This is a genomic window from Streptomyces sp. NPDC088766 (assembly GCF_044750845.1).
Taxonomy (GTDB): Bacteria; Actinomycetota; Actinomycetes; order Streptomycetales; family Streptomycetaceae; genus Streptomyces.
In genome coordinates this window covers 247975-274448 of sequence record NZ_JBIVKQ010000001.1, presented here as the reverse complement: position 1 = coordinate 274448, position 26474 = coordinate 247975, and the positions used below count along the sequence as shown (strand labels likewise).

26 protein-coding genes are annotated in these 26474 nt (G+C 71.9%); 13 read left to right on the top strand and 13 right to left on the bottom strand.

Translation table 11 applies throughout. The features are described 5' to 3' along the window. Nucleotide 1 precedes the first annotated feature (1 nt). Both ACIP5W_RS01230 and ACIP5W_RS01225 read left to right on the top strand, forming a co-directional pair. Nucleotides 2–1438, top strand: a complete 1437-nt coding sequence (locus ACIP5W_RS01230) for an aldehyde dehydrogenase family protein (protein ID WP_401464836.1) — start codon at nt 2–4, stop codon at nt 1436–1438. After that, entirely contained in the window at nt 1431–2318 is an 888-nt protein-coding gene (locus ACIP5W_RS01225) for an aldehyde dehydrogenase family protein (RefSeq protein ID WP_401464833.1), read from the top strand. Before ACIP5W_RS01230 ends, ACIP5W_RS01225 begins: the two co-directional genes overlap by 8 nt. Nucleotides 2319–2391: 73 nt before the next feature. On the opposite strand, the gene ACIP5W_RS01220 is transcribed toward ACIP5W_RS01225, so the two are convergent. After that, the gene (locus tag ACIP5W_RS01220) at nt 2392–2805 is read right to left on the bottom strand and encodes a hypothetical protein (protein ID WP_401464830.1); all 414 of its coding nucleotides are present in this window, start codon (nt 2803–2805) and stop codon (nt 2392–2394) included. A gap of 62 nt (nt 2806–2867) precedes the next feature. Here ACIP5W_RS01220 and ACIP5W_RS01215 point away from each other — a divergent pair, with 62 nt between their 5' ends. Continuing rightward, a complete protein-coding gene (locus tag ACIP5W_RS01215) occupies nt 2868–3572 on the top strand; it encodes a uridine kinase (RefSeq protein WP_401464827.1) in 705 nt (234 codons plus the stop codon). Between the two features lie 270 nt (nt 3573–3842). Here ACIP5W_RS01215 and ACIP5W_RS01210 read toward each other — a convergent pair whose 3' ends face one another. Beyond that, on the bottom strand, nt 3843–4637 hold the full coding sequence (locus ACIP5W_RS01210; RefSeq protein WP_401464824.1) for a SigE family RNA polymerase sigma factor: 795 nt from the start codon (nt 4635–4637) through the stop codon (nt 3843–3845). Nucleotides 4638–5246: 609 nt separating this feature from the next. On the opposite strand from ACIP5W_RS01210, the gene afsQ1 reads away from it, so the two are divergent. From afsQ1 to ACIP5W_RS01185, 5 genes are all read left to right on the top strand, one after another. After that, nucleotides 5247–5924: a two-component system response regulator AfsQ1 gene (gene afsQ1 / locus ACIP5W_RS01205; protein WP_401464821.1), complete on the top strand. Its 678-nt coding sequence runs from the start codon at nt 5247–5249 to the stop codon at nt 5922–5924. Further along, the gene (locus ACIP5W_RS01200; protein WP_401464818.1) at nt 5921–7477 is read left to right on the top strand and encodes a sensor histidine kinase; all 1557 of its coding nucleotides are present in this window, start codon (nt 5921–5923) and stop codon (nt 7475–7477) included. Before afsQ1 ends, ACIP5W_RS01200 begins: the two co-directional genes overlap by 4 nt. Nucleotides 7478–7482: 5 nt before the next feature. Next, nucleotides 7483–8094 carry a hypothetical protein gene (locus tag ACIP5W_RS01195; RefSeq protein WP_401465631.1) on the top strand — a complete coding sequence of 204 codons (612 nt, stop codon included), beginning with the start codon at nt 7483–7485 and terminating at the stop codon, nt 8092–8094. A 70-nt stretch (nt 8095–8164) separates the two neighbouring features. After that, a complete protein-coding gene (locus ACIP5W_RS01190) occupies nt 8165–8713 on the top strand; it encodes a VanZ family protein (RefSeq protein ID WP_401464815.1) in 549 nt (182 codons plus the stop codon). A gap of 96 nt (nt 8714–8809) precedes the next feature. Further along, nucleotides 8810–9013: a PspC domain-containing protein gene (locus ACIP5W_RS01185; protein WP_401464812.1), complete on the top strand. Its 204-nt coding sequence runs from the start codon at nt 8810–8812 to the stop codon at nt 9011–9013. Between the two features lie 67 nt (nt 9014–9080). Here the strand turns inward: ACIP5W_RS01185 and ACIP5W_RS01180 are convergent, their stop codons facing one another. Both ACIP5W_RS01180 and ACIP5W_RS01175 read right to left on the bottom strand, forming a co-directional pair. Beyond that, the gene (locus ACIP5W_RS01180; protein WP_401464809.1) at nt 9081–9434 is read right to left on the bottom strand and encodes an ATP-binding protein; all 354 of its coding nucleotides are present in this window, start codon (nt 9432–9434) and stop codon (nt 9081–9083) included. Between the two features lie 134 nt (nt 9435–9568). Continuing rightward, nucleotides 9569–10732 carry an adenosine deaminase gene (locus ACIP5W_RS01175; RefSeq protein WP_401464806.1) on the bottom strand — a complete coding sequence of 388 codons (1164 nt, stop codon included), beginning with the start codon at nt 10730–10732 and terminating at the stop codon, nt 9569–9571. A gap of 113 nt (nt 10733–10845) precedes the next feature. Between ACIP5W_RS01175 and ACIP5W_RS01170 the strand changes: the two genes are divergently transcribed. Next, nucleotides 10846–11607 carry an alpha/beta hydrolase gene (locus ACIP5W_RS01170; RefSeq protein WP_401464803.1) on the top strand — a complete coding sequence of 254 codons (762 nt, stop codon included), beginning with the start codon at nt 10846–10848 and terminating at the stop codon, nt 11605–11607. 42 nt (nt 11608–11649) lie between these two features. Here ACIP5W_RS01170 and ACIP5W_RS01165 read toward each other — a convergent pair whose 3' ends face one another. Continuing rightward, complete coding sequence (locus ACIP5W_RS01165; RefSeq protein WP_401464800.1) at nt 11650–12600, bottom strand: LysR substrate-binding domain-containing protein; 951 nt, start codon at nt 12598–12600, stop codon at nt 11650–11652. A gap of 63 nt (nt 12601–12663) precedes the next feature. On the opposite strand from ACIP5W_RS01165, the gene ACIP5W_RS01160 reads away from it, so the two are divergent. Both ACIP5W_RS01160 and ACIP5W_RS01155 read left to right on the top strand, forming a co-directional pair. Further along, nucleotides 12664–13968 (top strand): MFS transporter, encoded by a 1305-nt coding sequence (locus ACIP5W_RS01160; protein ID WP_401464797.1) that lies wholly within the window; start codon nt 12664–12666, stop codon nt 13966–13968. Between the two features lie 162 nt (nt 13969–14130). After that, entirely contained in the window at nt 14131–15147 is a 1017-nt protein-coding gene (locus ACIP5W_RS01155; protein ID WP_401464794.1) for a sigma-70 family RNA polymerase sigma factor, read from the top strand. Here ACIP5W_RS01155 and ACIP5W_RS01150 read toward each other — a convergent pair. Next, nucleotides 15031–15462 (bottom strand): STAS domain-containing protein, encoded by a 432-nt coding sequence (locus ACIP5W_RS01150; RefSeq protein ID WP_401464791.1) that lies wholly within the window; start codon nt 15460–15462, stop codon nt 15031–15033. The two genes, ACIP5W_RS01155 and ACIP5W_RS01150, sit on opposite strands and share 117 nt — an antisense overlap. Before the next feature lie 97 nt (nt 15463–15559). Here ACIP5W_RS01150 and ACIP5W_RS01145 point away from each other — a divergent pair, with 97 nt between their 5' ends. Then, on the top strand, nt 15560–16162 hold the full coding sequence (locus tag ACIP5W_RS01145) for a TetR/AcrR family transcriptional regulator (RefSeq protein WP_401464788.1): 603 nt from the start codon (nt 15560–15562) through the stop codon (nt 16160–16162). Nucleotides 16163–16166: 4 nt separating this feature from the next. Continuing rightward, nucleotides 16167–17339 carry a lipase gene (locus tag ACIP5W_RS01140; protein ID WP_401464785.1) on the top strand — a complete coding sequence of 391 codons (1173 nt, stop codon included), beginning with the start codon at nt 16167–16169 and terminating at the stop codon, nt 17337–17339. Nucleotides 17340–17501: 162 nt separating this feature from the next. Here ACIP5W_RS01140 and ACIP5W_RS01135 read toward each other — a convergent pair whose 3' ends face one another. The 7 genes from ACIP5W_RS01135 to ACIP5W_RS01105 all read right to left on the bottom strand — a co-directional run bounded on the left by ACIP5W_RS01135 (nt 17502) and on the right by ACIP5W_RS01105 (nt 26206). After that, nucleotides 17502–18779, bottom strand: a complete 1278-nt coding sequence (locus tag ACIP5W_RS01135) for a thymidine phosphorylase (RefSeq protein ID WP_401464782.1) — start codon at nt 18777–18779, stop codon at nt 17502–17504. A 111-nt stretch (nt 18780–18890) separates the two neighbouring features. Then, nucleotides 18891–19295: a cytidine deaminase gene (locus tag ACIP5W_RS01130; protein ID WP_401464779.1), complete on the bottom strand. Its 405-nt coding sequence runs from the start codon at nt 19293–19295 to the stop codon at nt 18891–18893. Beyond that, entirely contained in the window at nt 19292–20554 is a 1263-nt protein-coding gene (locus tag ACIP5W_RS01125; protein ID WP_401464776.1) for an ABC transporter permease, read from the bottom strand. Before ACIP5W_RS01125 ends, ACIP5W_RS01130 begins: the two co-directional genes overlap by 4 nt. Next, on the bottom strand, nt 20554–21675 hold the full coding sequence (locus ACIP5W_RS01120) for an ABC transporter permease (protein ID WP_401464773.1): 1122 nt from the start codon (nt 21673–21675) through the stop codon (nt 20554–20556). Before ACIP5W_RS01120 ends, ACIP5W_RS01125 begins: the two co-directional genes overlap by 1 nt. Beyond that, nucleotides 21672–23324 carry an ABC transporter ATP-binding protein gene (locus ACIP5W_RS01115; RefSeq protein ID WP_401465629.1) on the bottom strand — a complete coding sequence of 551 codons (1653 nt, stop codon included), beginning with the start codon at nt 23322–23324 and terminating at the stop codon, nt 21672–21674. Before ACIP5W_RS01115 ends, ACIP5W_RS01120 begins: the two co-directional genes overlap by 4 nt. 257 nt (nt 23325–23581) lie before the next feature. Next, nucleotides 23582–24628 carry a BMP family protein gene (locus ACIP5W_RS01110; protein ID WP_401464770.1) on the bottom strand — a complete coding sequence of 349 codons (1047 nt, stop codon included), beginning with the start codon at nt 24626–24628 and terminating at the stop codon, nt 23582–23584. 516 nt (nt 24629–25144) lie between these two features. Then, nucleotides 25145–26206, bottom strand: a complete 1062-nt coding sequence (locus ACIP5W_RS01105; RefSeq protein WP_401465626.1) for a BMP family protein — start codon at nt 26204–26206, stop codon at nt 25145–25147. Between the last annotated feature and the right edge of the window lie 268 nt (nt 26207–26474).

Below are 26474 nucleotides of genomic sequence, written 5' to 3'. Positions count from 1 at the left end.
CATGGCTTCTCTGTTCGAGTACGCACCGGCGCCCGAGTCCCGCTCGGTCGTCGACATCGCGCCCTCCTACGGCCTGTTCATCGACGGCGAGTTCACCGAGGCCGCCGACGGCAAGGTCTTCAAGACGGTGTCCCCGTCGACCGAGGAGGTCCTGTCGGAGGTCGCGCGGGCCGGCGCCGAGGACGTCGACCGCGCCGTGCGGGCGGCCCGCAAGGCCTTCGAGAAGTGGTCGGCGCTGCCCGGCGCGGAGCGCGCGAAGTACCTGTTCCGCATCGCCCGGATCATCCAGGAGCGCAGCCGCGAACTGGCCGTCCTGGAGACGCTGGACAACGGCAAGCCGATCAGGGAGACCCGCGACGCCGACCTCCCCCTGGTCGCCGCGCACTTCTTCTACTACGCGGGCTGGGCCGACAAGCTGGACCACGCCGGGTTCGGAGCGGACCCGCGCCCGCTGGGCGTCGCGGGCCAGGTCATCCCGTGGAACTTCCCCCTGCTGATGCTGGCGTGGAAGATCGCCCCGGCCCTCGCGACCGGCAACACGGTCGTCCTGAAGCCCGCGGAGACCACCCCCCTGTCCGCACTGTTCTTCGCGGACATCTGCCGCCAGGCGGGTCTGCCCAAGGGTGTCGTCAACATCCTCCCCGGGTACGGCGACGCCGGCGCCGCGCTGGTCGCGCACCCGGACGTGAACAAGGTCGCCTTCACCGGTTCCACGGCGGTCGGCAAGGAGATCGCGCGGACCGTCGCGGGCACCCGCAAGAAGCTCACGCTCGAACTGGGCGGCAAGGGCGCGAACATCGTCTTCGACGACGCTCCGATCGACCAGGCCGTCGAGGGCATCGTCAGCGGCATCTTCTTCAACCAGGGCCAGGTCTGCTGCGCGGGCTCGCGCCTGCTGGTCCAGGAGTCGATCCACGACGAGCTGCTGGACTCCCTCAAGCGCAGGCTCGCCACCCTGCGCCTGGGCGACCCGCTGGACAAGAACACCGACATCGGCGCGATCAACTCCGCCGAGCAGCTCGCACGCATCACCTCGCTGGTGGAGCGCGGCGAGGAGGAGGGCGCGGAGCGCTGGTCCCCGGAGTGCGAACTGCCCGCCTCCGGCTTCTGGTTCGCCCCGACGCTGTTCACGAACGTCACGCAGGCGCACACGGTGGCCCGCGACGAGATCTTCGGTCCGGTCCTGTCGGTCCTCACCTTCCGCACCCCGGACGAGGCCGTCGCCAAGGCCAACAACACGCCGTACGGCCTGTCGGCGGGCATCTGGACGGAGAAGGGCTCCCGCATCCTCGCGGTGGCGAGCAGGCTCCGGGCCGGTGTCGTCTGGTCCAACACGTTCAACAAGTTCGACCCGACCTCGCCGTTCGGCGGCTACAAGGAGTCGGGCTTCGGCCGCGAGGGCGGCCGCCACGGCCTGGAGGCGTACCTCGATGTCTGACCGTTTGAGCGTCTTCAAGACCTACAAGCTGTACGTCGGCGGGAAGTTCCCGCGTTCCGAGAGCGGCCGGGTGTACGAGGTGTCGGACTCGAAGGGCAAGTGGCTGGCGAACGCGCCGCTCTCCTCCCGCAAGGACGCCCGTGACGCGGTCGTGGCCGCGCGCAAGGCGTTCGGCGCGTGGTCCGGCGCGACGGCCTACAACCGGGGCCAGATCCTCTACCGGGTCGCCGAGATGCTGGAGGGCCGCAAGGGCCAGTTCGTGCACGAGGTCGCCGACGCGGAGGGCCTGTCGAAGTCGAAGGCCGCCGAACAGGTCGAGGCCACGATCGACCGCTGGGTCTGGTACGCGGGCTGGACCGACAAGATCGCCCAGGTCGTGGGCGGCGGAAACCCGGTGGCGGGCCCGTACTTCAACCTGTCGTCCCCGGAGCCGACGGGCGTGGTCGCGGTCCTCGCCCCGCAGAAGTCGTCGTTCCTGGGCCTGGTCTCGGTGGTGGCCCCGGTCATCGCCACGGGCAACACGGCGGTCGTGATCGCGAGCGAGCGGTCCCCGCTCCCGGCCCTGTCCCTGGGCGAGGTCCTGGCCACCTCCGACCTGCCCGGCGGCGTGGTCAACGTCCTCTCGGGCCGTACGGCGGAGATCGCGGCGCCCCTGGCGGCGCACCAGGACGTCAACGCGATCGACCTGGCCGGCGCCGACGACGTGCTGGCGAAGGAGCTGGAGGTCGCGGCGGCCGACAACCTCAAGCGCGTCCTGCGTCCACAGCCTGTGGACGACTGGCGGGCGGCGCCCGGCACCGACCGCATGACGGCGTTCCTGGAGACGAAGACGGTCTGGCACCCGACGGGTTCGCTGGGCGCGTCGGGCTCGTCGTACTGAGCCGTCGCGAGAAGCCGGAGGGCCGCGCCCTCTCCCCGTCCGGGGAGGCCGCGGCCCTCTCTGCACGCGTGCGCTACGACCGGCCGCCCAGCAGCCCCGTCACCTGCCCGAGCACCGGGATCGACCCGATCGACTGCGCCTGCGCCACCGGGCCCGTCAGGGCCTTCGAGGTGAGCGGCCGGAAGTCGGCGAGCTGGGTGCCGACGCCGTTGTCGAGCGGGTCGACGCCGGTGCCCGCGAGCGGGTTGGGCTTGAGGTCGGCGAGCGGGCCGGTGACGTAGCCGACCGTGCCGGTCAGCGCCCGCAGACCGGCCTGCGGGTCCACGTCGCCGAGCGAGGTCGGGCGGGTGTGCAGTACGCCCGTCGCCGTCTGCGCCTCGTCCGCGGACGCCGTCGTCGCGCCCGCCCCCAGCGCCACTCCGACGGTCGCGAGGGCGATCAGGGCGCGCTGGGCGGTGGGGCTGTGGGGGGAGGCGTGTCGGGCCATCGGTGATGCCACCTTCTAGTGCACTGGGTGATCCGGTCGACACGTAGGGTAGTTGGGGTGTGATGCGCGCTGCAAAGCCGACCCGCGGGGTCGTGACCGGCCGGGCCGATGCCTCACACTGGTGTCCCGTGAGTCCCCATCCGCCCGTACCCACGCGAGTCGTGCTGCTCTGCGGCCCTTCCGGCTCCGGCAAGTCCCTCCTCGCGGCCCGCTCCGGCCTCCCGGTGCTGCGCCTCGACGACTTCTACAAGGAGGGCGACGACCCGACGCTGCCGCTGGTCGCGGGAAGCTCCGACATCGACTGGGACGACCCCGGTTCCTGGGACGCGGACACGGCCGTCGCCGCCATCGTCGACCTGTGCCGCACGGGCCGTACCGAGGTGCCCGTGTACGACATCTCGCTGAGCGCCCGCACCGGCGCGGAGCGCGTCGAGATCGGACGGACCCCGCTGTTCCTCGCGGAGGGCATCTTCGCCGCCGAGATCGTCGACCGCTGCCGTGAACTGGGCGTGCTGGCCGACGCGCTGTGCCTGAGCCGCGGCCCGGTGAAGACGTTCCGCCGCCGTTTCCTGCGGGATCTGCGGGAGGGCCGCAAGTCCGTGCCGTTCCTGCTGCGCCGCGGCTGGCGCCTGATGCGCGCCGAACGCTCCATCGTGGCCCGCCAGAGGGCGCTCGGCGCCCACGCCTGCGACCGCGACGAGGCGATGGGCCGCCTGGCGTCCGCGGCGGCCGGCCACCGCGCCCCGGCGGCCCGTACGGCGGCGTGACGCCCGCCGGGCGCGGGGGAAGGCCGGGAACACCCGCCCGCGGACGCGGGAAAGCGGGACCGGACGGACCCCCCGGCCCTCCAGCCCCGCTCCCCTTCGTGCTCCCCCGTGTCCCCCGGGTGGTGCTCCCCCGTGCACGTGCGCGGTACCGCTCGCTCCCCAACGTCCCCCGTCGGGCCCCCCGGTACCGCTTCCCCCGTGTTCCCCCGTTCCCCCCGTTTTCCCCCGTGCACCGGCTTCCGTGACCGGAAGCCGGATCCCCCGTGCGCCTCAGGCGACCAACTCGCCGAAGGCGTCCTCCTCGTCACGGCCGAAGCTGAGGACCTCGTCCTCCCGCAGCCGGCGGAGCGACCGCCAGATGCTGGACTTCACCGTGCCGACACTGATGCCGAGGATGCCCGCGATCTCCGGGTCGGTGCGGCCCTCGTAGTACCGCAGGACCAGCATCGTCCGCTGGAGTTCGGGCAGCCGGGCCAGCGCCTGCCACAGGACCGTGCGCAGTTCGGTGCCGCGCATCGCGTCCGTGTCGCCGGCCGTCTCCGGCAGTTCCTCGGTCGGGTACTCGTTCAGCTTGCGGCGGCGCCACGCGCTGATGTGCAGGTTGGTCATCGTCCGCCGGAGGTATCCGCCGACGGCCGCCTTGTCGCTGATCCGGTCCCACGCCCGGTAGGTCGAGAACAGCGCGCTCTGGAGCAGGTCCTCGGCCTCGAAGCGGTCACCGGTGAGGTGGTAGGCGGTGGCGTACAGGGAGGCGCGGCGCTCCTGGACGTAGGCGGTGAACTCCGCCTCCGACAGCGAACGGCGCTCCCCCGTGGCCTCCCTGTACGCGGCTCCCCCTGCCGTACCCGTGGCGGCTGCCGCCGCGGGCGTCTCCCCCGTGCCGGCGTCGACCACCGTCATGAACCCGGTGTGCTGACGCCCGGCGCCGCGGGCGCACCCCCGCCCCCCGCGCTCGAAGCCGGCGCGGGACGGACCCCCGTCGGCACCGGACCTCTCCGAACCCCGGTTCACGTCGTGCAGGCGCGTGATCACTGCGCTGGTGTTCAGGCTGTGCAGCGTGTTCATCTCGCGCCCCCCGTCGTGGACTTGCGGTGATTCGGTCTGTCGTTCCGGGCTCGGCGTCCTGCTTCCCCGCCCGTGCCGAGAAGCTTGCCGACGCCACTTCATCGCTGTGTCCGTCGTCTGTCACAGACCTGTCACAGGGGCCCGTCACGGCGACACCACAGATCCCGCACAGGCGTTGCCGGTAGCCGTGGGGCGCGGCTTCGGGCGGGCCGGCGCGGGAATGCCGACGGGGGAATGCCGACGCGGGAATGCCGGCGGGTCGACCGGCCGGGCGGCGAGGGCCGGCCGGTGCTCCGCGGTCCGGCCGGCCGCCCCGTTCCCCGTGTGGTCCGTGCGCGGTCCGCGCACGGCCGGGGGCGCCGGCACCGCGCCCGGCCTGTGACGCGTAGCGCCGCCCTCGGTCCGCGCACGCCCGGCGCGCTGCCCGGAATCGTTCGAACAGGCAGGTCCGCGGGCCGCCGGCGGACCGGGGCCCGGCCTCCGTACCGGCGCTCGCGGGGTGCCCGGCGAGCCGCCGCGCGCCGCGCGCGGCGCGGAAACCGCGCACCTGCGGCACCCGAGCCCGGACCACGGGTCGAACGACAGCCCTCCATGGGCCAGAATGAGCCTGTGCCTTCCCTGTTGCTGATCGAGGACGACGACGCCATCCGTACGGCCCTGGAGCTCTCACTGACGCGCCAGGGACACCGGGTGGCGACCGCTGCGAGCGGTGAGGACGGTCTGAAGCTGCTGCGCGAGCAGCGGCCGGATCTGATCGTGCTGGACGTGATGCTGCCAGGCATCGACGGGTTCGAGGTGTGCCGCCGTATCCGGCGCACCGACCAGCTGCCGATCATTCTGCTCACCGCGCGCAACGACGACATCGACGTGGTGGTGGGGCTGGAGTCCGGCGCCGACGACTACGTCGTCAAACCGGTGCAGGGGCGGGTCCTCGACGCCCGGATCCGGGCCGTGCTGCGGCGCGGGGAGCGCGAGTCGAACGACGCCGCGACCTTCGGCAGCCTCGTCATCGACCGTGCGGCGATGACGGTGACGAAGAACGGCGAGGACCTCCAGCTCACCCCGACCGAGCTGCGGCTGCTGCTGGAGCTGAGCCGCCGCCCCGGACAGGCACTGTCCCGGCAGCAGTTGCTGCGGCTGGTCTGGGAGCACGACTACCTGGGCGACTCACGGCTGGTGGACGCGTGTGTCCAGCGCCTGCGCGCCAAGGTCGAGGACGTCCCGTCCTCCCCGACGCTCATCCGCACCGTGCGCGGAGTCGGCTACCGCCTGGACACCCCTCAGTGACACGAGCGCAAGGGGGGGTCCGCGGCTGGTCCGCGGCGCGCAAGGGACATCTTTCACGGCTGCGGTTCACCAGCCTGCGGCTGCGGCTCGTCGTGGTCTTCGGGGCGGTGGCACTGACCGCCGCGGTGTCCGCCTCGGGCATCGCCTACTGGCTCAACCGCGAGGCCGTGCTCACGCGTACCCAGGGCGCGGTGCTGCGGGACTTCGAGCAGGAGATGCAGAACCGGGCGGGCTCGCTTCCCGAGCACCCGTCGCAGGACGAACTCCAGCACACCGCCGGGCAGATGGCCAACAGCAGCCAGCGCTTCAGCGTGCTGCTCGTCGGCGAGGACGCCAACGGCACGACCGTGTACGGCAACTCCGGGGGCCTGAACGGCTTCTCCCTGGAGGCCGTGCCCGAGTCGCTGCGCACGGCCGTCGGCAAGAAGCAGGACGCCGCCTCCGGCAACAAGTCGCCGTACCACCTGTACTGGCAGCGGGTGGTCGACCACGGCACGCCGTACCTGATGGCCGGCACGAAGGTGATCGGCGGCGGCCCGACCGGCTACATGCGCAAGTCGCTCGAGCCGGAGGCCAAGGACCTCAACTCCCTCGCCTGGTCGCTGGGGATCGCCACCGGCCTCGCACTGATCGGCGCGGCGCTGCTCGCGCAGGCCGCCGCCACGACCGTGCTGAAGCCGGTGCACCGCCTCGGGGTGGCCGCCCGGCGCCTCGGCGAGGGCAAGCTGGACACCCGGCTGCAGGTCTCGGGCACCGACGAACTGGCCGATCTGTCACGCACCTTCAACAGAACGGCCGAGGCCCTGGAGAAGCGGGTGGCGGACATGGCGGCCCGCGACGACGCGTCCCGCCGCTTCGTCGCGGACATGAGCCACGAACTGCGCACCCCGCTCACCGCGATCACCGCCGTCACGGAGGTGCTGGAAGAGGAACTGGACGCGGAGTCCGGCAGCATCGACCCGATGATCGAACCGGCGGTCCGCCTCGTCGTCAGCGAGACCCGGCGCCTCGGTGACCTGGTCGAGAACCTGATGGAGGTCACCCGCTTCGACGCCGGAACGGCCCGCCTGGTCCTGGACGACGTCGACGTCGCCGACCAAATCACCCACTGCATCGACGCACGCGCCTGGCTCGACGCGGTGGAACTGGACTCCGAGCGCGGCATCCACGCCCGCCTCGACCCGCGCCGCCTCGACGTGATCATGGCCAACCTGATCGGCAACGCCCTCAAGCACGGCGGCTCGCCGGTACGCGTCTCGATCCGGGAGTCGCAGGACGAGGTCGTCATCGCCGTCCAGGACCACGGCCCCGGCATCCCCGAGGACGTCCTCCCGCACGTCTTCGACCGCTTCTACAAGGCGAGCGCCTCCCGCCCCCGCTCCGAGGGCAGCGGCCTGGGCCTGTCCATCGCCCTGGAGAACGCCCACATCCACCGCGGCAGGATCACCGCCGCCAACTCCCCCGAGGGCGGCGCGGTGTTCACCCTGTACCTGCCACGGGACGCTTCGGAACTGGCGGAACGATCCGAGAAGGACAAGGGGGACGCCTCATGAACCTCATGAAGAGGCGCCGTGTACGCCCTCTGCTCGCCCTTCCCCTGCTCGCCGGGCTGCTCACCGGCTGCGGGATCCGGGCCACGGAGGTGCCGACCGACTTCGGCCCCGCACCCTCACGGGTGCGCTGCTCCCTCGCCGAACCCGAGGTGACGACCCAGACCGCGAGGGGCGTCCCGGTCCGGGTGTTCCTCCTGTGCGGCTCGTCCCTGGTGGCCGTGGACCGCGCCCTGCGGGTGCCCGACGGTACGACGGACTCCGGACGCCGGGTCCTGGTGGCCCAGGGCCTCCTGGACGAACTGGCCGAGTCGCCGTCCGCCGCCGAGAAGGAGGCCGGCTACAGCACGGACGTGCGCGGCGGCATGAAGGTGAGCGGCCCGGCTCCCGGGGACGCCGACGACACCCTGCGCCTGAGCACCTCCCCCGGCGCTCTCACGTCGTACGCCCTGGCCCAGCTGGTGTGCACCTTCTCCGACTCGGCGGCGGCGGAGGGCGACGGCTCGGTGGTGCTGGGCGGCCCCGCGCCGGAACGCCCCCGCCGCTACGAGTGCACCGACGAGGTCCGCTCCCGCCCCGGCTCGGCGGAACCCCCGTCGGCGGACGCCTCGAACAGCTGACGCCGGACGGCGTGACGCACGCCCCTCCCGCCCCGGAACCGATCCCGCCGCCTTCCGCGTCTAGGGGAACGTGCAGCGTCAAGGCATCGGCGGCAGCGCCGTGATCCGCATCCGTGCGGCCGGGAGTGTCCTCCTGGTCGCACATCTCCTGTTCGTCGCCTGGCTCACGCTGCGCCCACTGGACGTCCCCTGGGTGATGCCGACCAACCTGCATCCCTTCGCGGGCATCCGGGCGGACCTGAGGCTGGGCGCGTCCGAGGCGGCCCGCCGCATCGGTGAGGACCTGGCCCTGCTGGCCCCCCTCGGCGTCCTCCTCCCGCTGGCGCACGGCAGGCCGGCCGTCTCCCCGCTGGCCTCCCTGGTCCGCACGGTCACGGCGGGCGCCCTGCTGTCCCTGGCGATCGCCCTGCTCCAGACGGGCGTGCCCGGCCGCGCGGTCGACATCGACTCGGTGCTGCTGAACGCGACGGGCGTGGCGCTGGCGCACGTGGCGCTGGTCCCGGCGGCCCGGTCCCGGCTGCGCCACCGCGGTGCGCGGCAAGGGCTGCGCGGCGCGGGCCCGGAGGAGCCGGCTCAGGGTCTGACCCCGACGATTCCCAGGGTCGGGATCGCCCCGTAGAGCGACGTTTCATCCGCTTCGTCTTCGTAGCGTTGTGTTCACCGGGGGCGGTCGACCAGAGCCCGCCCCGGACCGACGCTCACGAAGGAGCCGCAGATGTCCAGCAGCCTCGCCCGCCCCACCCACGGCCGCATGATCGGCGGAGTGTGCGCCGCGCTGGCCCGCCGCTTCGGTACGTCGGCCACGACCATGCGCGTGGCCTTCCTGCTCTCCTGCCTCCTGCCGGGCCCGCAGTTCCTGCTCTACATAGCGCTGTGGATCTTCCTTCCCTCCGAGGACAAAGCCCGCACGGCCTGGTGAGCGCACATGCCGTCGGGGCGCCCCCGGGAAACCGGATGCGCCCCGACGGCGTGCGGGCGGGGCTGGTTCAGCCCAGCGGGATCCCGTTCACCGGCAGCCCGTGCGTGGGCAGGCCCTGGAGCGGCAGACCGCCGAGCAGACCCGCGACGGGGGCGGTGGGACCCTGGGCGAGGAGCTGTGCGGCGACGGGCTGGGCGGCGGTCAGACCCGCACCCAGCGCCGGCTGGGCCTGTGTCAGCGCGTCCCCGGCGACCGGCAGGGCCTGGGCGACGTTCTCCGCCGGCAGCGTCCTGGTGACACCGTCCAGGGTCCGGGCGGCGTCCGGGACGGCCGGCGCGGCGTTGGCGGCGCCCGCACCGGCGGCGGCGAAGGCAGCGCCGAGGGCGGCGACACCGAGGGTCTTGACAGCAGACTGCTTCATGATGAATGCGTCCTCGAAATACGGGTGACTGAGCGGTCCATGACCGTAAACACGGGATACCGGTCACCGCAAACATCGAAATGCGGACGGATCGTGAAGACCCGTCCCCGCGAAAAGCCCGAAAAGGCGGGCGCTCAGCCTTCTTCGCGGGAAGAACCGCTGGTGGATGCGGTCTGCCGGAAAAGCCATTCGGACTTCAGTTCTGCGTAACCGGGCTTGATCACGTCATTGATCATGGCCAGCCGTTCATCGAAAGGAATGAATGCTGACTTCATAGCATTGACGGAGAACCACTGGAGATCGTCGAGCGTATAACCGAACGCGTCGACAAGGTGCTCGAATTCCAGGCTCATGCTGGTGCCGGACATCAGCCGGTTGTCGGTGTTCACCGTGGCCCGGAAGTGCAGCCGCCGCAGCAGCCCGATCGGGTGCTCGGCGTACGAGGCGGCGGCCCCGGTCTGGAGGTTGGAACTGGGGCACAGCTCCAACGGGATGCGCTTGTCGCGGACGTACGAGGCGAGCCGTCCGAGCTTCACCGAGCCGTCCCCGGCGATCTCGATGTCGTCGATGATGCGGACGCCGTGTCCGAGCCGGTCCGCGCCGCACCACTGGAGGGCCTGCCAGATCGACGGCAGCCCGAAGGCCTCGCCGGCGTGGATGGTGAAGTGGTTGTTCTCGCGCTTGAGGTACTCGAAGGCGTCGAGGTGCCGGGTGGGCGGGTAGCCCGCCTCCGCGCCGGCGATGTCGAAGCCGACGACACCCAGGTCCCGGTAGCGGTTGGCGAGTTCGGCGATCTCCAGCGCGCGGGCGGCGTGCCGCATCGCGGTGAGCAGGGCGCCGACGCGGATCCGGTGGCCGTTCGCGCGGGCGAGCCGCTCGCCCTCCCGGAAGCCCTCGTCGACGGCCTCGACGACCTCTTCGAGGGTCAGACCGCCGTCGAGGTGCTGCTCGGGCGCGTACCGCACCTCGGCGTAGACGACGCCGTCCTCGGCGAGGTCCTCGGCGCACTCACGGGCGACCCGGACCAGCGCCTCGCGGGTCTGCATGACGGCGACGGTGTGGGAAAAGGTCTCCAAGTACCTTTCCAGGGAACCGGAGTCGGCGGCTTCCCGGAACCAGATGCCGAGCTTGTCGGGGTCGGTCTCGGGGAGGCGGGTGTACCCGGCGTCCCGGGCGAGGTCGACGACGGTGCCGGGCCGCAGGCCGCCGTCGAGATGGTCGTGCAGCAGAACCTTGGGCGCCCGGCGGATCTGCTCCGGACTGGGGGCGGCGCCCTTCTGGATGCTCTGGCTCGTCATTTCCGCACTCTAACTCCTACGCGCGTAGACCGCCCGGCGGACAACTCGGTCGATACGCAACGGTGACCGCACGGCCGGGTGGAGTACACCGGGGCTTCTGAGAATGTTCTGTCATGGGACAGCAAGCGACGCCGCTTCGGTCGGCCAGCCTGGGGAGGGTCAGCGGTCCGGAGCCGCGGGCGGTGAGCGGGGCGGTACTGCTGCTCCCCGGCGGCGAGGAAGTCTCCGGCCGCAGACCCTCGCCCCTGTGGCCGACCGCCTCCGTCCGCGCCCTCGGGCGCAAACTAGCCCGCGCGGGACGGGAGGAGGGCCTGGCCGTGCACGTCGTGCGGTACCGCTACCGCGGCTGGAACGGCAGCGAGGCCCATCTGGCCGCCGACGCCTCCTGGGCCGCCGACGAGACCGTACGGCGCTACGGGGACGTCCCCGTGTGTCTGGCCGGCTTCGACATGGGCGGACGGGCGGCGCTGCGCGCGGGCGGTCACGAGGCCGTCAACTCCGTACTGGCCGTCGCTCCCTGGCTGCCCGAGGAGGACGTGGCGGTACCGCCCGAACCGGTGAAGCAGCTGGCGGGGCGGCGGGTGCTGATCGTGCACGGCACCAATGACGAACGGACCGACCCGGAGCTGTCGTTCCGGCTGGCGGCGCGGGCGAAGAAGGCGAACCGGGACGTGTGCCGGTTCGAAGTGCACTCGGACGGCCACGGGTTGCACCAGCACCGCGCCGAAGTGCTCTGCCTGTGCGAGGACTTCGTGATGGGGGCGCTGTTCGGGAAGGATTTCTCCCGGCCGGTCGAGGACGCGTTCGCCGCCCCGCCGCCGCTGGGGCTGCGGATGCCGCTGGCCTCGGGGTTCGGGCGGTCGCTGCGGCGGTAGGGAGCGGGCGCCGCCGGGCTCGGCGAGGGCGTCGGCCCACGGCTACGGCAGCAGGTTGCCCCTCCGCGACAGCAGGAACTTCTTGAAGGCCGCCACCGGCGGGGTGTCGGGGTGGCCGTCCAGCCAGGCCACCCCGATCTCGCGGGCCGCCCTGGGGGCGGTGACCGTCAGTTCGACCACGCCGGGGCGGGGGACGGCGGGGGGCGGCAGCAGCGCCACGCCCAGGCCCGCGGCCACCAGGCCGCGCAGGGTCTCCGCCTCCTCGCCCTCGAAGGCGATCCGCGGGCGGAAGCCGGCCTCCTGGCAGAGGTCGTCGGTGATGCGGCGCAGGCCGTAGCCGGCTTCCAGGGTCACGAAGGTCTCGTCGGCGGCCTCGGCGAGGCGGACGCGCCGGCGGGTGGCGAGGCGGTGGTCGGCGGGCACGACCAGGCGCAGTTTCTGTTCGTCGAGGCGGCGGGCGACGAGGTCGGGGGCGTCCGGCACCGGCGAGGTCAGGCACAGGTCCAGTTCGCCGGCGCGCAGCCGCTCCAGCATCGCCTCGCCGTAGTTCTGGACCAGGCTGAAGCGGACGCGGGGATGGTCCGCGCGGAAGGCGTGGATCAGGCCGGGGACGGTCTCGGCGCCCATGGTGTGCAGGAAGCCGAAGGCGACCTTGCCGGTGGCCGCGTCGGCGTCGGCGCGCACCTCGTCGGCGGCGCGCTCGACCTCGGCGAGGGCGCGTTCGACGGAGGTGAGGAAGGTGCGGCCGGCGGGGGTGAGGGAGACGGTGCGGCCGCGGCGGGCGAAGAGGTCGACGCCGAGGTCCTGTTCGAGGCGGACCATGGCGCGCGACAGGGTCGACTGCGGGACCTGCATCTCCTGCGCGGCTCGCGTGACGTGCTCGGTGCGGGCGACGCCCGCGAAGTACGCGAGCCGCGGGGCGAGCAGCGTGACGATGTCTTCTGTGTCACCGGACGGTGACAGCTGCCCCTGTGACCTCTGCTGATGCGCCATGGGAACGATTATGGGGTTTCCGTGCATTGGACGGATGAGCGGGGCGGTCCGTAGGTTCGAGGCATGTCTCCCGCCAGTACCGGGGCGTCCACCACCGTGGGCGCCGTCGCGACCGTTCCCGCCGCCTCCGCCGCTCCCTCCTCCGCCTCCGCTCCCTCCTCCGACCCGCGCATGGCTCCGGGTGGCCCCGGTTATCGCCGGATGAGTTTCGCCCTGTTCCTGGCCGGGGTGGCGACCTTCGCCCTGCTGTACTCCACGCAGGCGCTGCTGCCGCTGATCTCCGGTGAGTTCGGGGTCGCGGCGAGCGACGCGAGCTGGACGGTGGCGGCGGCGACCGGCGGGCTGGCCCTGTTCGTCCTGCCGATGAGCGCCCTGTCGGAGCGCTACGGCCGCCGTACGGTGATGACCGGATCGCTGGCGGTCGCCGTCGGCCTGGGGCTGCTGGTCCCCTTCGCGCCGTCGCTGGGCGCCCTGGTGGTGCTGCGCGGTCTGCAGGGAGCGGCGCTGGCCGGTCTGCCGGCGTCCGCCACCGCCTATCTCGCCGAGGAGGTCCGTCCGCGGGCCCTGGTCACGGCGATCGGCCTGTTCGTGGCGGGCAACAGCGTCGGCGGGATGAGCGGCCGGGTCATCACCGGCTGGGTCGCCCAGGAGTGGGGCTGGCGGGTCGCGGTCGCGGTGATCGGCGCGGTCGCGGTGGTCTGCGCGGTCGCGTTCCGCCTGCTGCTGCCGGCGCCGCGGCACTTCACGCCCGGTTCGCTGCGCCTGCGGGTGCTGGCCCGTACGGTCCGCGATCACCTGGCCGATCCGCTGCTGCGCCGTCTGTACGCGATCGGCGCGCTGTTCATGACCGTCTTCGGCGGCGTGTACACGGTCATCGGCTACCGGCTGACCGAGGGGCCGTTCTCGCTGCCGCAGGGCATCGTCGGCTCGATCTTCCTCGTCTACCTGGTGGGCACGGTGTCCGCGTCGACGGCGGGCCGCCTGGTCGGCCGCCTGGGCCGGCGCGGGGCCCTGTACCTGGCGGGCGGTACGACGGCCACCGGTCTGCTGGTTTCCCTCGCCGACTCGCTCCCGCTGGTCCTGCTGGGCCTGGTGCTGATCACGGCGGGCTTCTTCGCGGGGCACGCGGTGGCCTCCTCGGCGGTCGACAAGACGGCGACGACGGGCCGCGCGCAGGCCTCGGCGCTCTACCAGTCCGCGTACTACATCGGTTCCAGCGCGGGCAGCACGGTCGGCGCGACGGCGTTCCACGCGGGCGGCTGGGCCGGCACGGTGGGCGTGGGCGTCCTGGCGGTGGTCGGCGTCGTGACGATCACGGTGTTCGGTTCGCGGGCGGCGCGCCGGCAGCCCCTGGCCGCCGCGCACTGAGGTCCGCGCGTTTGGGCACTCCCCGGCATTCGCCTCACCATCCCTGCTCCGAGCTGGGGTTTCGCCGGCTCGAGGGGCCGTTGTCAGTGGGCTGCGGTAGCTTCCGAAGTACTGGGGCGCACAGGCGCGTGACAGAACGGCCACAGGGGCGGGTGGACGACGATGAGCGACAGTACGGCGACGGTGGAGGACCTCGACGCCAGGCTGGAGAGACACCGGGTCGAGCTGACGGGGTACTGCTACCGCATGCTCGGTTCCTCCTTCGAGGCGGAGGACGCGGTGCAGGACACCCTGGTGCGTGCCTGGCGGAGTTACGACAGGTTCGAGGGCCGTTCCTCGCTGCGGTCCTGGCTGTACCGCATCGCGACCAACGTCTGCCTGGACATGCTGTCCGCGGCCGGCAAGCGGGCCCGCCCGATGGACCTCTCCGAGTCCACGCCGCTCGCCCGGGCCGCGCTCTGCCCCCGCCCGGACCACACCTGGCTGGAGCCCGTGCCCGACGCGCGCGTGCTGCCCACGGTGCAGGACCCGGCGGAGGCGGCCGTCGCCAAGGAGTCGGTGCGGCTGGCGTTCATGGCCGCGCTCCAGCAACTGCCGCCCAAGCAGCGGGCCGTGCTGATCCTGCGCGAGGTGCTGGCGTGGCGGGCGAGCGAGGTCGCCGAGCTGCTGGAGACCTCGGTCGCCTCGGTGAACAGCGCGCTCCAGCGGGCCCGCGCGACCCTCGCCGAGCGCGCCGACTCCGCCGCGGACGCGGCGGTCTCCGACCCGTTGGACGAGGAGCAGCGAAAACTCCTGGAGCGCTATGTGGCGGCCTTCGAGGGGTACGACATGTCGGCGCTGACGGCCCTCCTCCACGAGGACGCCGTCATGACGATGCCGCCGTTCGACCTCTGGCTGACCGGCCACGACGACATAGCGGGCTTCATGACCACGATCGGCTCGGCCTGCGAGGGTTCACGCCTGCTGCCGGTCCAGGTCAACGGCCTGCCGGGGTTCGCGCAGTACAAGCCGGACCCGGAGAAGGGCGGGTACACGCCCTGGGCGGTGCAGGTGCTGGAGATCTCAGACGGCCGCCTCACCGGATTCCACTTCTTCCTCGACACCCAGCGGTGGTTCCCGCTGTTCGGGCTTCCTCTCCACCTCGAAGCGGAGCCCGACCAGGTCGAGCAGGGCGAGTAGCGCCGGGTCGGGGGCGCGCAGGCGTATGCGCCCCCCGCCCCGGCCGGCCGTCAGCCGGAGCCGCGCCAGCAGGTCGACGGCCATGAGCCCCGGCGTCCCGAGCCCCTCCGCGTCGCAGACGACCACGGCGCCCGCGGTGCCCGCCGTGCCCTCGGTGCCCGCTATGCCGTCGGTGCCCGCGGTGCCCTCCATCAGAAGCCGCAGGTCGTCGCAGAGCTCTGCCACCCGGCTGCGGGTGACGGGGCCGGTCAGGGTGAGTACGGGGGGTGTCGTCGCGTCCACGGGGGGTAGACCGGGCGGGCGCGTACAACTCATCGCCTCATCGAACTACGCCATGCACCTGTTTGCCTAAACCCTTTAGCCAGATGCAGAATAGTGTCAGGTTTCTGGCGAGAGGACGTGGAGAACTGTCATGGCGCGTGCAGGCCTGACCCCGGAGCGGCTGACCCGGGCGGGCGCGGAGATGGCCGACGAGGTCGGCTTCGACCAGGTGACCGTCTCGGCGCTGGCCCGCCGGTTCGACGTCAAGGTCGCGAGCCTGTACTCGCACGTGCGCAACTCGCACGACCTGAAGACGCGGATCGCGCTGCTGGCCCTGGAGGAACTGGCCGACCGGGGCTCCGCCGCGCTGGCTGGCCGTTCCGGCAAGGACGCCCTCACCGCCCTGGCCGACGTCTACCGCGACTACGCCCACGACCACCCCGGCCGCTATGCCGCCGCCCAGTTCCGGCTCACCCCTCAGGCCGCCGCGGCGAGCGCCGGGGCGCGGCACTCCGAGATGACCCGGGCCATCCTGCGCGGCTACGACCTCACCGAACCCGACCAGACGCACGCCGTGCGGCTGCTCGGCAGCGTCTTCCACGGCTACGTCAGCCTCGAGCAGGCCGGTGGCTTCAGCCACAGCGCGCCCGACTCCCAGGAGTCCTGGTCCCGCATCCTCGACGCCCTCGACGCGCTGCTGCGCAACTGGCCCGGCCCGGACCCCTCCCCCACGACCCGTCGAAACGCAGGATGAAGCGATGTCTTCCGATACCCACTGGATCACCACCCCCCTCACCGACGACCTCCTGCGCGGGGCCCTGGAGACCGAGCGCACCGAACACGGTCTGCTGCCGCACCGGCTGCCCGCACGGGCCCGCGCCCAGTGCGCCGACGGGCAGCTGGCCATGGCCGAGTCCCAGCCGTCCGGCGTCCGGCTGGTCTTCCGCACCCGGGCCACCGCCGTCGAACTGGACACGCTGCCCACCAAGCGGGACTACGTGGGCGCGCCGCCCCGGCCGGACGGCGTGTACGACCTGGTCGTCGACGGACGCCTGGTGGGCCAGGGCACCGTGCCGGCCGGTCACGTCCTGACCGTCGACATGGCCGCGGGGACCTTCGAACGCCGCCCCGGCCGCCCCGGCACACTCCGCTTCACGGACCTGCCCGAGGGCGTCAAGAAGGTCGAGATCTGGCTGCCGCACAACGAGACCACCGAACTCGTCGCCCTGCGCACCGACGCCCCCGTGGAGCCGGCGGGCGCTCCGGACCGCCGGGTCTGGCTGCACCACGGCAGTTCGATCAGCCACGGCTCGGACGGCGCGAGCCCCACCCGCATCTGGCCCGCGCACGCCGCCGGGCTCGGCGGGGTGGAGCTGATCAACCTCGGGCTGGGCGGGAGCGCCCTGCTCGACCCGTTCGTCGCGCGGGCGCTGCGGGACACTCCGGCCGATCTGATCAGCGTCAAGATCGGTATCAATCTCGTCAACACGGATCTGATGCGGCTGCGGGCCTTCGGGCCCGCCGTGCACGGGTTCCTCGACACCGTGCGGGAGGGGCATCCCGACACGCCGCTGCTGGTCGTGTCGCCCATCCTGTGCCCGATGCACGAGGACACGCCCGGTCCCACCGCTCCGGACATGCGGGGGCTGGAGAAGGGGGTGCTGCGGTTCGTTCCCCTGGGGGACGCGGCGGAGGTGCCCGGCGGGAAGCTGACCCTGCGGGTCGTCCGGGAGGAGCTGGCGCGGATCGTCGGGGAGCGGGCCGCCGACGATCCGGAGCTGCACCACCTCGACGGGCGGGAGCTGTACGGGGAGCGGGACGTCGAGGAGTTCCCGCTGCCCGACCAGCTGCACCCGGACGCGGCGACGCATCTGCGGATGGGTGAGCGGTTCGCCGCGGCTGTCTTCGGCGAGGGGGGCGCGTTCGCGTGAGGGGCGTCGGGGGCGGCCCGGGCGGTTCTTTCGCCCCCGCCGCCCCTTCCCGTCCCGTCCGGGGGCTGCCGCCCCCAGCCCCCAGACCCCAGACCCCAGACCCCTGCTTCGGCCTGAACGGCCTCGTCCTCTAACGCCGGACGGGCTGAAGGGCTGAAGGGCTCAGGCGATGCGCTCCAGCACCACCGGCGACGCCGTGTACGGCGTTCCCGCCGCGGCGATGTCGTAGGAACCCGCCACCGCCTCCAGGGCGTAGGCGAACCGCTCGGGGGTGTCGGTGTGGAGGGTCAGCAGGGGCTGGCCCTCGGTGATCGTGTCGCCGGGCTTGGCGTGGAGTTCGATGCCGGCGCCCGCCTGCACCGGGTCCTCCTTGCGGGCGCGGCCCGCGCCCAGACGCCAGGCGGCGACTCCGACGCCGTAGGCGTCCAGGCGGGTGAGGACGCCGGTGGCCGGGGCCCTGACGACGTGCTGTTCCCGGGCGGTGGGCAGGGGGGCGTCGGGGTCGCCGCCCTGGGCGGTGATCATGCGGCGCCAGGCGTCCATCGCGGAGCCGTCGGCCAGGGCCTTCGCCGGGTCGGCGTCGCCCAGACCGGCCGCGTCCAGCATCTCGCGGGCCAGCGCCAGGGTGAGTTCGACGACGTCGGCCGGGCCGCCGCCCGCCAGGACCTCGACCGACTCGCGGACCTCCAGGGCGTTGCCCGCGGTCAGGCCGAGGGGGGTGGACATGTCGGTGAGGAGGGCGACCGTCCGGACGCCGTGGTCGGTGCCGAGGCCCACCATCGTGGAGGCCAGCTCGCGTGCGTCCTCGATGGTCTTCATGAAGGCGCCGGTCCCGACCTTCACGTCCAGGACGAGGGAGCCCGTTCCCTCGGCGATCTTCTTCGACATGATCGAGGAGGCGATCAGGGGGATCGCCTCGACCGTGCCGGTGACGTCGCGCAGGGCGTACAGCTTCTTGTCGGCGGGGGCCAGGCCGTCGCCCGCCGCGCAGATCACGGCGCCGGTGGTGCCGAGGACGTGCAGCATCTCCTCGTTGGAGAGCAGGGCGCGCCAGCCGGGGATGGACTCGAGCTTGTCGAGGGTGCCGCCGGTGTGGCCGAGGCCGCGGCCCGAGAGCTGCGGGACCGCCGCGCCGCAGGCGGCCACCAGGGGGGCCAGCGGGAGGGTGATCTTGTCGCCGACGCCGCCCGTGGAGTGCTTGTCGGCGGTGGGGCGGGACAGGGACGAGAAGTCCATGCGCTCGCCGGAGGCGATCATCGCTGCCGTCCAGCGGGCGATCTCGCGGCGGTTCATGCCGTTGAGCAGGATCGCCATGGCGAGCGCGGACATCTGCTCGTCGGCGACCTCGCCACGGGTGTACGCGTCGATGACCCAGTCGATCTGTTCGTCGCCGAGTTCGCCGCGGTCCCGCTTGGTGCGGATGACGGAGATGGCGTCCATGGCCATGGATTTCCTTCCGAGGTGCAGAACTTCCGAGGTGCAGAAGACGGTGCGTGAAAAGTGTGCGGCCCCTCCGCCCGGTTCACGCGAGTCGGAGGGGCCGCACGGGAGTCACTTGGTGAGGTGGTCCGGGCCGAAGGCCTGCGGGAGCATCTCCGCCAGCGGCAGGATCCCGGCCGGCGTCTCCAGCAGCAGGTCCGGTCCGCCGAACTCGTAGAGCAGCTGGCGGCAGCGGCCGCACGGGACGAGGATCTCGCCCCGGCCGTCCACGCAGGTGAAGTGCGTGAGCCGGCCGCCGCCGGTGCGCTGCAGCTCCGAGACCAGCCCGCACTCGGCGCACAGGCCGATGCCGTAGGAGGCGTTCTCGACGTTGCAGCCGGAGACGGTACGGCCGTCGTCGACCAGGGCCGCCACGCCGACCGGGTACCCCGAGTAGGGGGCGTACGCGTGGCTCATGGCCTCGCGGGCCAGCTCGCGCAGGACGTCCCAGTCGACGCCGGCGGCGGCCGGGGTCACTTGCCCTGCCCCTTGCGATAGGGCAGACCGTCGGCCTTGGGCATGCGCAGGCGTTGCGCGGAGAGCGACAGCACCAGCAGCGTCACGATGTACGGGGCCGCCGAGACGACCTGGCGCGGCACCTCGTCCACGCTGGTGTACCAGAAGAACATCACGGCCGAGATCACCGCGGTGACGACGGCGGAGACGTACTTCTTCTTCCAGGCCAGGTAGGCCGCGCCGAACACCAGCAGGATCGCGAGGAGCAGGATCAGGGCGTGCACGTTGGTGGTGCCGCCGCGCAGGTTGAGGCTGTCGGTGTAGCCGAACAGGCCGGCGCCGAGGGCGAGGCCGCCCGGCATCCAGTTGCCGAAGATCATCGCGGCGAGGCCGATGTAGCCGCGGCCCGCGGTCTGGCCGTCGAGGTACACGTTCGAGGCGACGATCGACAGGAAGGCGCCGCCGAGGCCGGCGAAACCGCCCGAGACGATCACGGCGATGTACTTGTACTTGTAGACGTTGACGCCGAGGGACTCGGCGGCCACCGGGTTCTCACCGCAGGAGCGCAGGCGCAGGCCGAAGGCGGTCCGCCACAGCACCCACCAGGTGGCGGGGACGAGCGCCACCGCGACGACGGTCAGCGGGGAGAGGTTGGTGACCACGCCGCCGACCAGACCGGCGATGTCGGAGACCAGGAACCAGTGCTTGCCGTTGAGGGTCTCCAGCCAGCCGGACAGGCCGGGGATGTCGAAGGTGCCCAGCGACTCGATCGGCGGGGACTGCTTGGAGGAACCCTGCGGGGCGTCCTCGAAGGTGAACTTCGACAGGTAGCGGGTGGTGCCCAGCGCCAGGATGTTCAGCGCCACGCCGGAGACGATGTGGTTGACGTTGAAGGTGACGGTGGCGACGGCGTGCAGGACGGCGCCGAGCGCGCCGCCGATGATGCCGAAGGCGACACCGGTCCAGGGACCCCACTGGTAGCCGGCCCAGGCGCCGAACCAGGTGCCGAGGATCATCATGCCCTCGAGGCCGATGTTGACGACGCCCGCGCGCTCGGCCCACAGGCCGCCGAGGCCGGCGAGGCCGATCGGCACGGCGAGGCGCAGCGCGGTGGACATCTGGCCGGTCGAGGTGATGCCGTCCGCGCCCGAGATCAGGCGGACGATCGAGGTCAGGACCAGCACGCCCGCGATGACCAGCAGGAGTACCGGGAGAGACATGCGGCGGCCGCCCTTGCCGGGCTGCTTCGCCTGCGGCTTGGCGATGGTCGCGGTGGACATCAGGCCGCCACCTCCTTCTTGGCGTTGTTGTCGGTGGCCTCGGCCAGTTCGGCGCCGACCCGCTTCTGCTGGCGGCGCAGACCCCACTGGCGCACGGCCTCGTAGGAGATGACGACCGCGAAGACGATCAGGCCCTGCATGATCGTGGCGATCTCCTTCTCGTACGCCACCGGGGTCGCGTAGTCGAGGGCGGGCGAGGTCTTCTCCAGGAAGGCCCACAGCAGGGCGGCGAGCGCGATGCCGCCCGGGTTGTTGCGGCCGAGCAGGGCGATGCCGATGGCGGTGAAGCCGAGGCCGGCCGGGAAGCTGAGGCTGTAGGTGTGCGCGGAGCCGAGCAGCAGCGGCAGACCGGACAGGCCGGCGACGGCGCCGGAGATCAGCATCGCGGTGAGGACCATGCGCTTGGCGTTGACGCCGGAGGCGGCGGCGGCCGTCTCGGACTCGCCGGTGGCGCGCAGGTCGAAGCCGAAGCGGGTGCGGTTGAGGACGATCCAGTAGCCGATGCCGAGGGCGACGGCGAGGAAGACCAGGCCGTAGATCTCGCCGACGTCCTGGCCCAGGTCGATGCCGGGCACCCAGCCGGATTCCTTCATGATGCCGGTGGTGACGTTGTCGCCGACCAGGACGCCGAAGTTCTCGCGGAGGGTGAGGTAGCCGATGAGGCTGGTCGCGATCGCGTTGAGCATGATCGTCGCGACGACCTCGCTGACGCCCCGGGTGACCTTCAGGACGCCCGCGATGCCCGCCCAGAAGGCGCCGGTGAGCGCGCCGACGAGGAGCAGCAGCGGGATCTGGAGGAAGGACGGCAGCGCCACGTGGGCGCCGACCACCGCGGTCATCATCGCGGCGAGGCGGTACTGGCCGTCGACGCCGATGTTGAACAGGTTCATCCGGAAGCCGAGGGCGACCGCGAGGGCGGCGACGTAGTACAGCGAGGCCTGGTTGACGATCAGGACCTGGACGTCGGAGTAGGGGACCTGCTCCAGCATCAGCCGGTACGGCTCGAACGGGTTCTTGCCGGAGGCGATCAGGACGACCGACGTCAGCAGGATCGCCGAGACCAGCGCGATGACCGGGCCGGCCACCGCGAGGAGCAGGCGCTCCTTGTCGAACTTCTTCATCGGGCCTCGTCCTCCGGGGCGGCTTCTTCTTCGACGTGCTCGAGGTGCCCGGACGCGGCGCCGGTCATGGCCGAGCCGAGTTCCTCGGGGGTGACGGTCGCCGGGTCGGCGTCGGCGACCAGCCTGCCGTCGTAGATCACCCGGAGGGTGTCCGACAGGCCGATCAGCTCGTCCAGGTCGGCGGAGATCAGCAGCACGGCCAGGCCTTCGCGGCGGGCCTCGCGGATGCGGTCCCAGATCTGCGCCTGCGCGCCGACGTCCACACCGCGGGTGGGGTGGGCGGCGATCAGGAACTTGGGGTTGTGGCTCATCTCGCGGCCGACGATCAGCTTCTGCTGGTTGCCGCCGGAGAGGGAGGCGGCGGTGACGTCGATGCCGGGGGTGCGGACGTCGTACTCCTCGACGATCCGGCGGGTGTCGGCCTGCGCGCCCTTGGGGTTGAGCCAGAAGCCCTTGGCGTTGGGGGTCTCGGTGACGTGGCCGAGGATGCGGTTCTCCCAGAGGGGGGCCTCCAGGAGCAGGCCCTGGCGGTGGCGGTCCTCGGGGATGTAGCCGACGCCGGACTCGCGGCGCCTGCGGGTCGGCCAGGGGGTGATGTCCTCGCCGAGGAAGGCGATGGTGCCGGAGTCGGCGTTCTTGGTGCCGATCAGGGCGTCGATCAGTTCCGTCTGGCCGTTGCCCTCGACGCCGGCGATGCCCATGACCTCGCCGGCGTGGATGGTGAAGGTGACGTCGTCGAGGACCTTCTTGACCACGCCGGGCGCCTCGACCAGGGAGCCGGGGCCCACGGGCTCGGCCTCCACGCCCAGGGAGGCGCCGCCGCCGGCGTAGACGGTGAGGTTCTCGACCTTGATGACGGGCTGGTCGGTGACCGTCGACTCGGCCGTCTCCGGGGTGGGCAGTTCGCTGCCGACCATCATCTCGGCGAGCTGACGGGGGCTCGTCTCGGCGGGTACGGCCGTGCCGACGGTCGTCCCGCGCCGGATGACGGTGATCTCGTCGGCCACCGACAGGACCTCGCCCAGCTTGTGGGAGATGAAGATGACGGAGAGGCCCTCGGACTTCAGTTCGCGCAGGTTGGCGAAGAGGGCGTCGACCTCCTGCGGGACCAGGACGGCGGTCGGCTCGTCGAGGATGAGGTGGCGGGCGCCGCGGTAGAGGACCTTGAGGATCTCCACGCGCTGGCGGTCGGCGACACCGAGGTCCTCGACCAGGGCGTCGGGGCGTACGCCGAGGCCGTAGCGGTCGGAGATCTCCTTGATCTTCTTGCGGGCGCCGCCGCCGATGCCGTACAGCTTCTCGCTGCCGAGCGCCACGTTCTCCAGGACGGTCAGGTTGTCCGCGAGCATGAAGTGCTGGTGGACCATGCCGATGCCGCGCGCGATGGCGTCGGCGGGGCTGGAGAAGCTCACCTGCTCGCCGTCGACCGCGATGGTGCCCTCGTCCGGCTTCTGCATGCCGTAGAGGATCTTCATCAGGGTCGACTTGCCGGCGCCGTTCTCGCCGACGAGGGCGTGCACGGTGCCCTTGCGGACGGTCAGGTGGATGTCGTGGTTGGCGACGACACCGGGGAATCGCTTGGTGATGCCCGCGAGCTCTACCGCGACTGTCGACGGGGCGGTGAGCGGAGGGCTGCTGGACGCGTCGATGGCGCACTCTCCTCGGGAAAGGGGCCGCTCTACGCGCGTAGCGCCCCTGCTTTAAATAGTGCCCGGACCTGATCGATCTTGATGACCGGCTTTTCGGTCGGTCTCGATCCGTTCCGAGCATTCTGCCGCGCGAACGGGGCGCGGGGAGTCATCGTCCCCGCACCCCGTTCCGAGGTCGTAACGCTGTCATTACAGCGCTTCTTCGGCCATGCCTTCGACAGTTCTCGACGAATCTCGACAGGCCGACGACACGGTCGTCAGGAGGTCTTCACCGTGATGGTGCCGTTCTTGATGCCTTCCTCGGCCTTCTTGACGGCGGCCTGGATCTCCTGGTTGCCCGCGAAGGTCGGGTTGGAGTTCGCCAGGCTCACGCCGCCGTTGGCGAGGTCACCGCGGACCACACCGGTGGCGGGCTTGCCGTCCTCGACCGACTTGGCGAGCGTGAAGACCGCGCCCTCGACGTTCTTCATGGCGGAGGTGAGGATCGAGTCCTTGTACGCCTTGAGCGCGTCCTGCTTGTACTGGTCCGAGTCGACGCCGATGGCCCAGATCTTGTTGGCGTTGGCGGCCTTGATGACGCCCTGGCCGGAGAGGCCGGCGGCGGCGTAGACGACGTCGGCGCCGGCGTCGATCTGACCGTCGGCGGCGCTCTCGCCCTTGTCCGGGCTGGAGAAGCCGCCCTCGGCCGCGGTCTCGGTCAGGTACTGCGACTTGACCGTGACGCCCTTCTTGGTGTCCGCGACGCCCTGCTTGTAGCCGGCCTCGAACTTGTGGATCAGGGGGACGTCCACACCGCCGATGAAGCCGACCACGTTGGACTTGGTCGCCTTGGCGGCGGCGACGCCCGCCAGGTAGGAGGCCTGCTCCTCGGAGAAGACGAGGTCGGCCACGTTGTCGGCCTTGGTCTGCTCGTCGTCCACGATGCCGAAGGTGGTCTTCGGGTACTTGGCCGCGGCCTCCTTGACGGCCGGCGCGTAGGCGAAGCCGACGCCGATCACCGGGTTGTAGCCCTGCTTGGCGAGGCTCTCCAGGCGCTGCACCTTGTCGGCGTCGGACTCGCCGTCCTGCGGCTCGACCGCGGTCGACTTGTAGCCGAACTCCTTGTCGGCCTTCTCCATGCCCGCGGTGGCGGCGTCGTTGAAGGACTGGTCGCCCTTGCCGCCGACGTCGTACGCGAGGGCGAGGCCCAGGTTCTTGTCGTCGCCGGAGGAGGACGACGTGGACGAGCTTCCGCAAGCGGAAACGGTGACGGCGAAGGCTGCGGTAGCAACACCAGCAACCGCGATACGGGACACCCGGCGCATGGAACGAGACTCCTTTGTGCAAGCGCCCTTACCAGGCGCTGGTTCCGCCGCAGCGTAACGCGCGTAGACCAGACGGAAAAACCCTTCTGTCCGGTCCGTTACCGAGCTGTGGCCACAGTTTGCGCCCCAGCGTACGGACCCTGGAGCGCCACGTGCGGGAGGCCGGGGCCGCTGGTCTGCGAGGACGCCCTCGACGGGCACGGGCGGGAGGCTCCGCGGGCGGCTCCGCCGGTGACGGGGGCTCCGGGCCCGGGGCGCCCCGTGGTGCGGGCAGCCGCCCCCGGGCGGGGCGGGGGCGGGGTTCTCACCCCCGCCGCCCCTTCCCCGTCCCGCCCCTGGGGGCTGCCGCCGCCGGCCCCCGCTCCCGGCCCGAACGGCCTCGTCCTCGAGCGCCGGACGGGCCGGGAGCCGGCCCCTCCGGCGTTCGAGGAGCAAGGCCGAAGAACGCGGGCGGCCCCGCTCGCGCGTCCCCCGGACGGGGACGGGCGGGCAGGGCCGGTGCCGCGGCGGGGCGGGCTACTTCGTGTCGACGGTGACCTTGCCGTCGATGATGTCCTGCTTGGCCTTGTTCACGGCGTCGACGACGTCCGTCATGGCCTTGTACTTCGGGTTGGTGTCGGCGAAGCCGACGCCGTCGTTGGAGAGGCTGCCGCGGACCACGCCGGCCAGGGGCTTGCCCTCGTGGACGGACTTGGCGAGGTCGTAGACCGCGCCGCCGACGTTCTTCAGCGCCGAGCCGAGGATGTAGTCCTTGTACGCGGCCAGCGAGGTCTGGGAGTACTGGTCGGAGTCGACGCCGATGGCCCACACCTTCTTGCCCGCGGCCTCGGAGATCACGCCCTGCCCGGACAGGCCGGCCGCGTGGTAGATGACGTCCGCGCCGGCCTCGATCTGGCCGCTCGCCCCCGCCTTGCCCTTGTCGGGGCTGGAGAAGCCGCCCTCCTGGGGCGTCTCGGTCAGGTACTGCGACTCGATCTTGATGGCCGGGTTGACCGACTTGGCGCCCTGGACGTAGCCGGCCTCGAACTTGTGGATGAGCGGGATGTCCACGCCGCCGATGAAGCCGATGTGCGCCTTCTTGGAGGCCTTCGCGGCGGCGACGCCGGCCAGGTAGGAGGCCTGCTCCTCGTGGAAGACGAGGTCGGCGACGTTCTTCGCCGTCACGGTCTCGTCGTCGATGATGCCGAAGGTGGTGTCCGGGAACTTCGCGGCGACCTCCTTGACGGCCGGCGCGTAGATGTAGCCGACGCCGATCACCGGGTTGTAGCCCGACTGGGCGAGCTGGGTCAGCCGCTGGACCTTGTCCGCGTCCGACTCGCCGTCCTGGGGCTCGACGTCCCGGCCGCCGATGCCGAACTCCTTGTCGGCCTTCTGGAAGCCGGCGTACGCGGCGTCGTTGAAGGACTGGTCGCCCTTGCCGCCGATGTCGTACGCCAGACCGATGCCCTTGCCGGAGTACGTGCCGGACTCCTTCTCATCGGCCTTGGAGCCGGTGCTCGACTCGCCGCAGCCGGTGGCCACCAGGGCCACGACCGCGACGGCCGCCGCCGCCTGGACGAACCCGGTCCTTCGAGATATGAGACGCACAGCAGCACCCTTCATCCCCACGGCGCCGTCGCCGGCCCGCATTCCCCAATGTGGCGCCTCCGGCACGGCTCCCCGACAGGCCGTCCCGAGGGGCGATTCCGGCGCACAGTAACGCGCGTAGAAGGCGAGGGGAACGGGGTTCCTCGTGGCCGTTATCGATTCGTGCCGCCCCCGCGTCGCAACGGGGTCCCACGGGTTACGCCCCGGTGACACAGGCGGACGAAGGGGTGCCTTTCGGGCACCCCTTCGTCCGGGCCGT

Bases quoted from the DNA above. Each gene is read 5' to 3' on its own strand.
- ACIP5W_RS01230 (WP_401464836.1), top strand. From the start codon at position 2: ATGGCTTCTCTGTTCGAGTACGCACCGGCGCCCGAGTCCCGCTCGGTC.
- ACIP5W_RS01225 (WP_401464833.1), top strand. From the start codon at position 1,431: ATGTCTGACCGTTTGAGCGTCTTCAAGACCTACAAGCTGTACGTCGGC.
- ACIP5W_RS01220 (WP_401464830.1), bottom strand. From the start codon at position 2,805: ATGGCCCGACACGCCTCCCCCCACAGCCCCACCGCCCAGCGCGCCCTG.
- ACIP5W_RS01215 (WP_401464827.1), top strand. From the start codon at position 2,868: ATGCGCGCTGCAAAGCCGACCCGCGGGGTCGTGACCGGCCGGGCCGAT.
- ACIP5W_RS01210 (WP_401464824.1), bottom strand. From the start codon at position 4,637: ATGAACACGCTGCACAGCCTGAACACCAGCGCAGTGATCACGCGCCTG.
- ACIP5W_RS01195 (WP_401465631.1), top strand. From the start codon at position 7,483: ATGAAGAGGCGCCGTGTACGCCCTCTGCTCGCCCTTCCCCTGCTCGCC.
- ACIP5W_RS01185 (WP_401464812.1), top strand. From the start codon at position 8,810: ATGTCCAGCAGCCTCGCCCGCCCCACCCACGGCCGCATGATCGGCGGA.
- ACIP5W_RS01180 (WP_401464809.1), bottom strand. From the start codon at position 9,434: ATGAAGCAGTCTGCTGTCAAGACCCTCGGTGTCGCCGCCCTCGGCGCT.
- ACIP5W_RS01175 (WP_401464806.1), bottom strand. From the start codon at position 10,732: ATGACGAGCCAGAGCATCCAGAAGGGCGCCGCCCCCAGTCCGGAGCAG.
- ACIP5W_RS01170 (WP_401464803.1), top strand. From the start codon at position 10,846: ATGGGACAGCAAGCGACGCCGCTTCGGTCGGCCAGCCTGGGGAGGGTC.
- ACIP5W_RS01165 (WP_401464800.1), bottom strand. From the start codon at position 12,600: ATGGCGCATCAGCAGAGGTCACAGGGGCAGCTGTCACCGTCCGGTGAC.
- ACIP5W_RS01160 (WP_401464797.1), top strand. From the start codon at position 12,664: ATGTCTCCCGCCAGTACCGGGGCGTCCACCACCGTGGGCGCCGTCGCG.
- ACIP5W_RS01155 (WP_401464794.1), top strand. From the start codon at position 14,131: ATGAGCGACAGTACGGCGACGGTGGAGGACCTCGACGCCAGGCTGGAG.
- ACIP5W_RS01150 (WP_401464791.1), bottom strand. From the start codon at position 15,462: ATGAGTTGTACGCGCCCGCCCGGTCTACCCCCCGTGGACGCGACGACA.
- ACIP5W_RS01145 (WP_401464788.1), top strand. From the start codon at position 15,560: ATGGCGCGTGCAGGCCTGACCCCGGAGCGGCTGACCCGGGCGGGCGCG.
- ACIP5W_RS01140 (WP_401464785.1), top strand. From the start codon at position 16,167: ATGTCTTCCGATACCCACTGGATCACCACCCCCCTCACCGACGACCTC.
- ACIP5W_RS01135 (WP_401464782.1), bottom strand. From the start codon at position 18,779: ATGGACGCCATCTCCGTCATCCGCACCAAGCGGGACCGCGGCGAACTC.
- ACIP5W_RS01125 (WP_401464776.1), bottom strand. From the start codon at position 20,554: ATGTCCACCGCGACCATCGCCAAGCCGCAGGCGAAGCAGCCCGGCAAG.
- ACIP5W_RS01120 (WP_401464773.1), bottom strand. From the start codon at position 21,675: ATGAAGAAGTTCGACAAGGAGCGCCTGCTCCTCGCGGTGGCCGGCCCG.
- ACIP5W_RS01110 (WP_401464770.1), bottom strand. From the start codon at position 24,628: ATGCGCCGGGTGTCCCGTATCGCGGTTGCTGGTGTTGCTACCGCAGCC.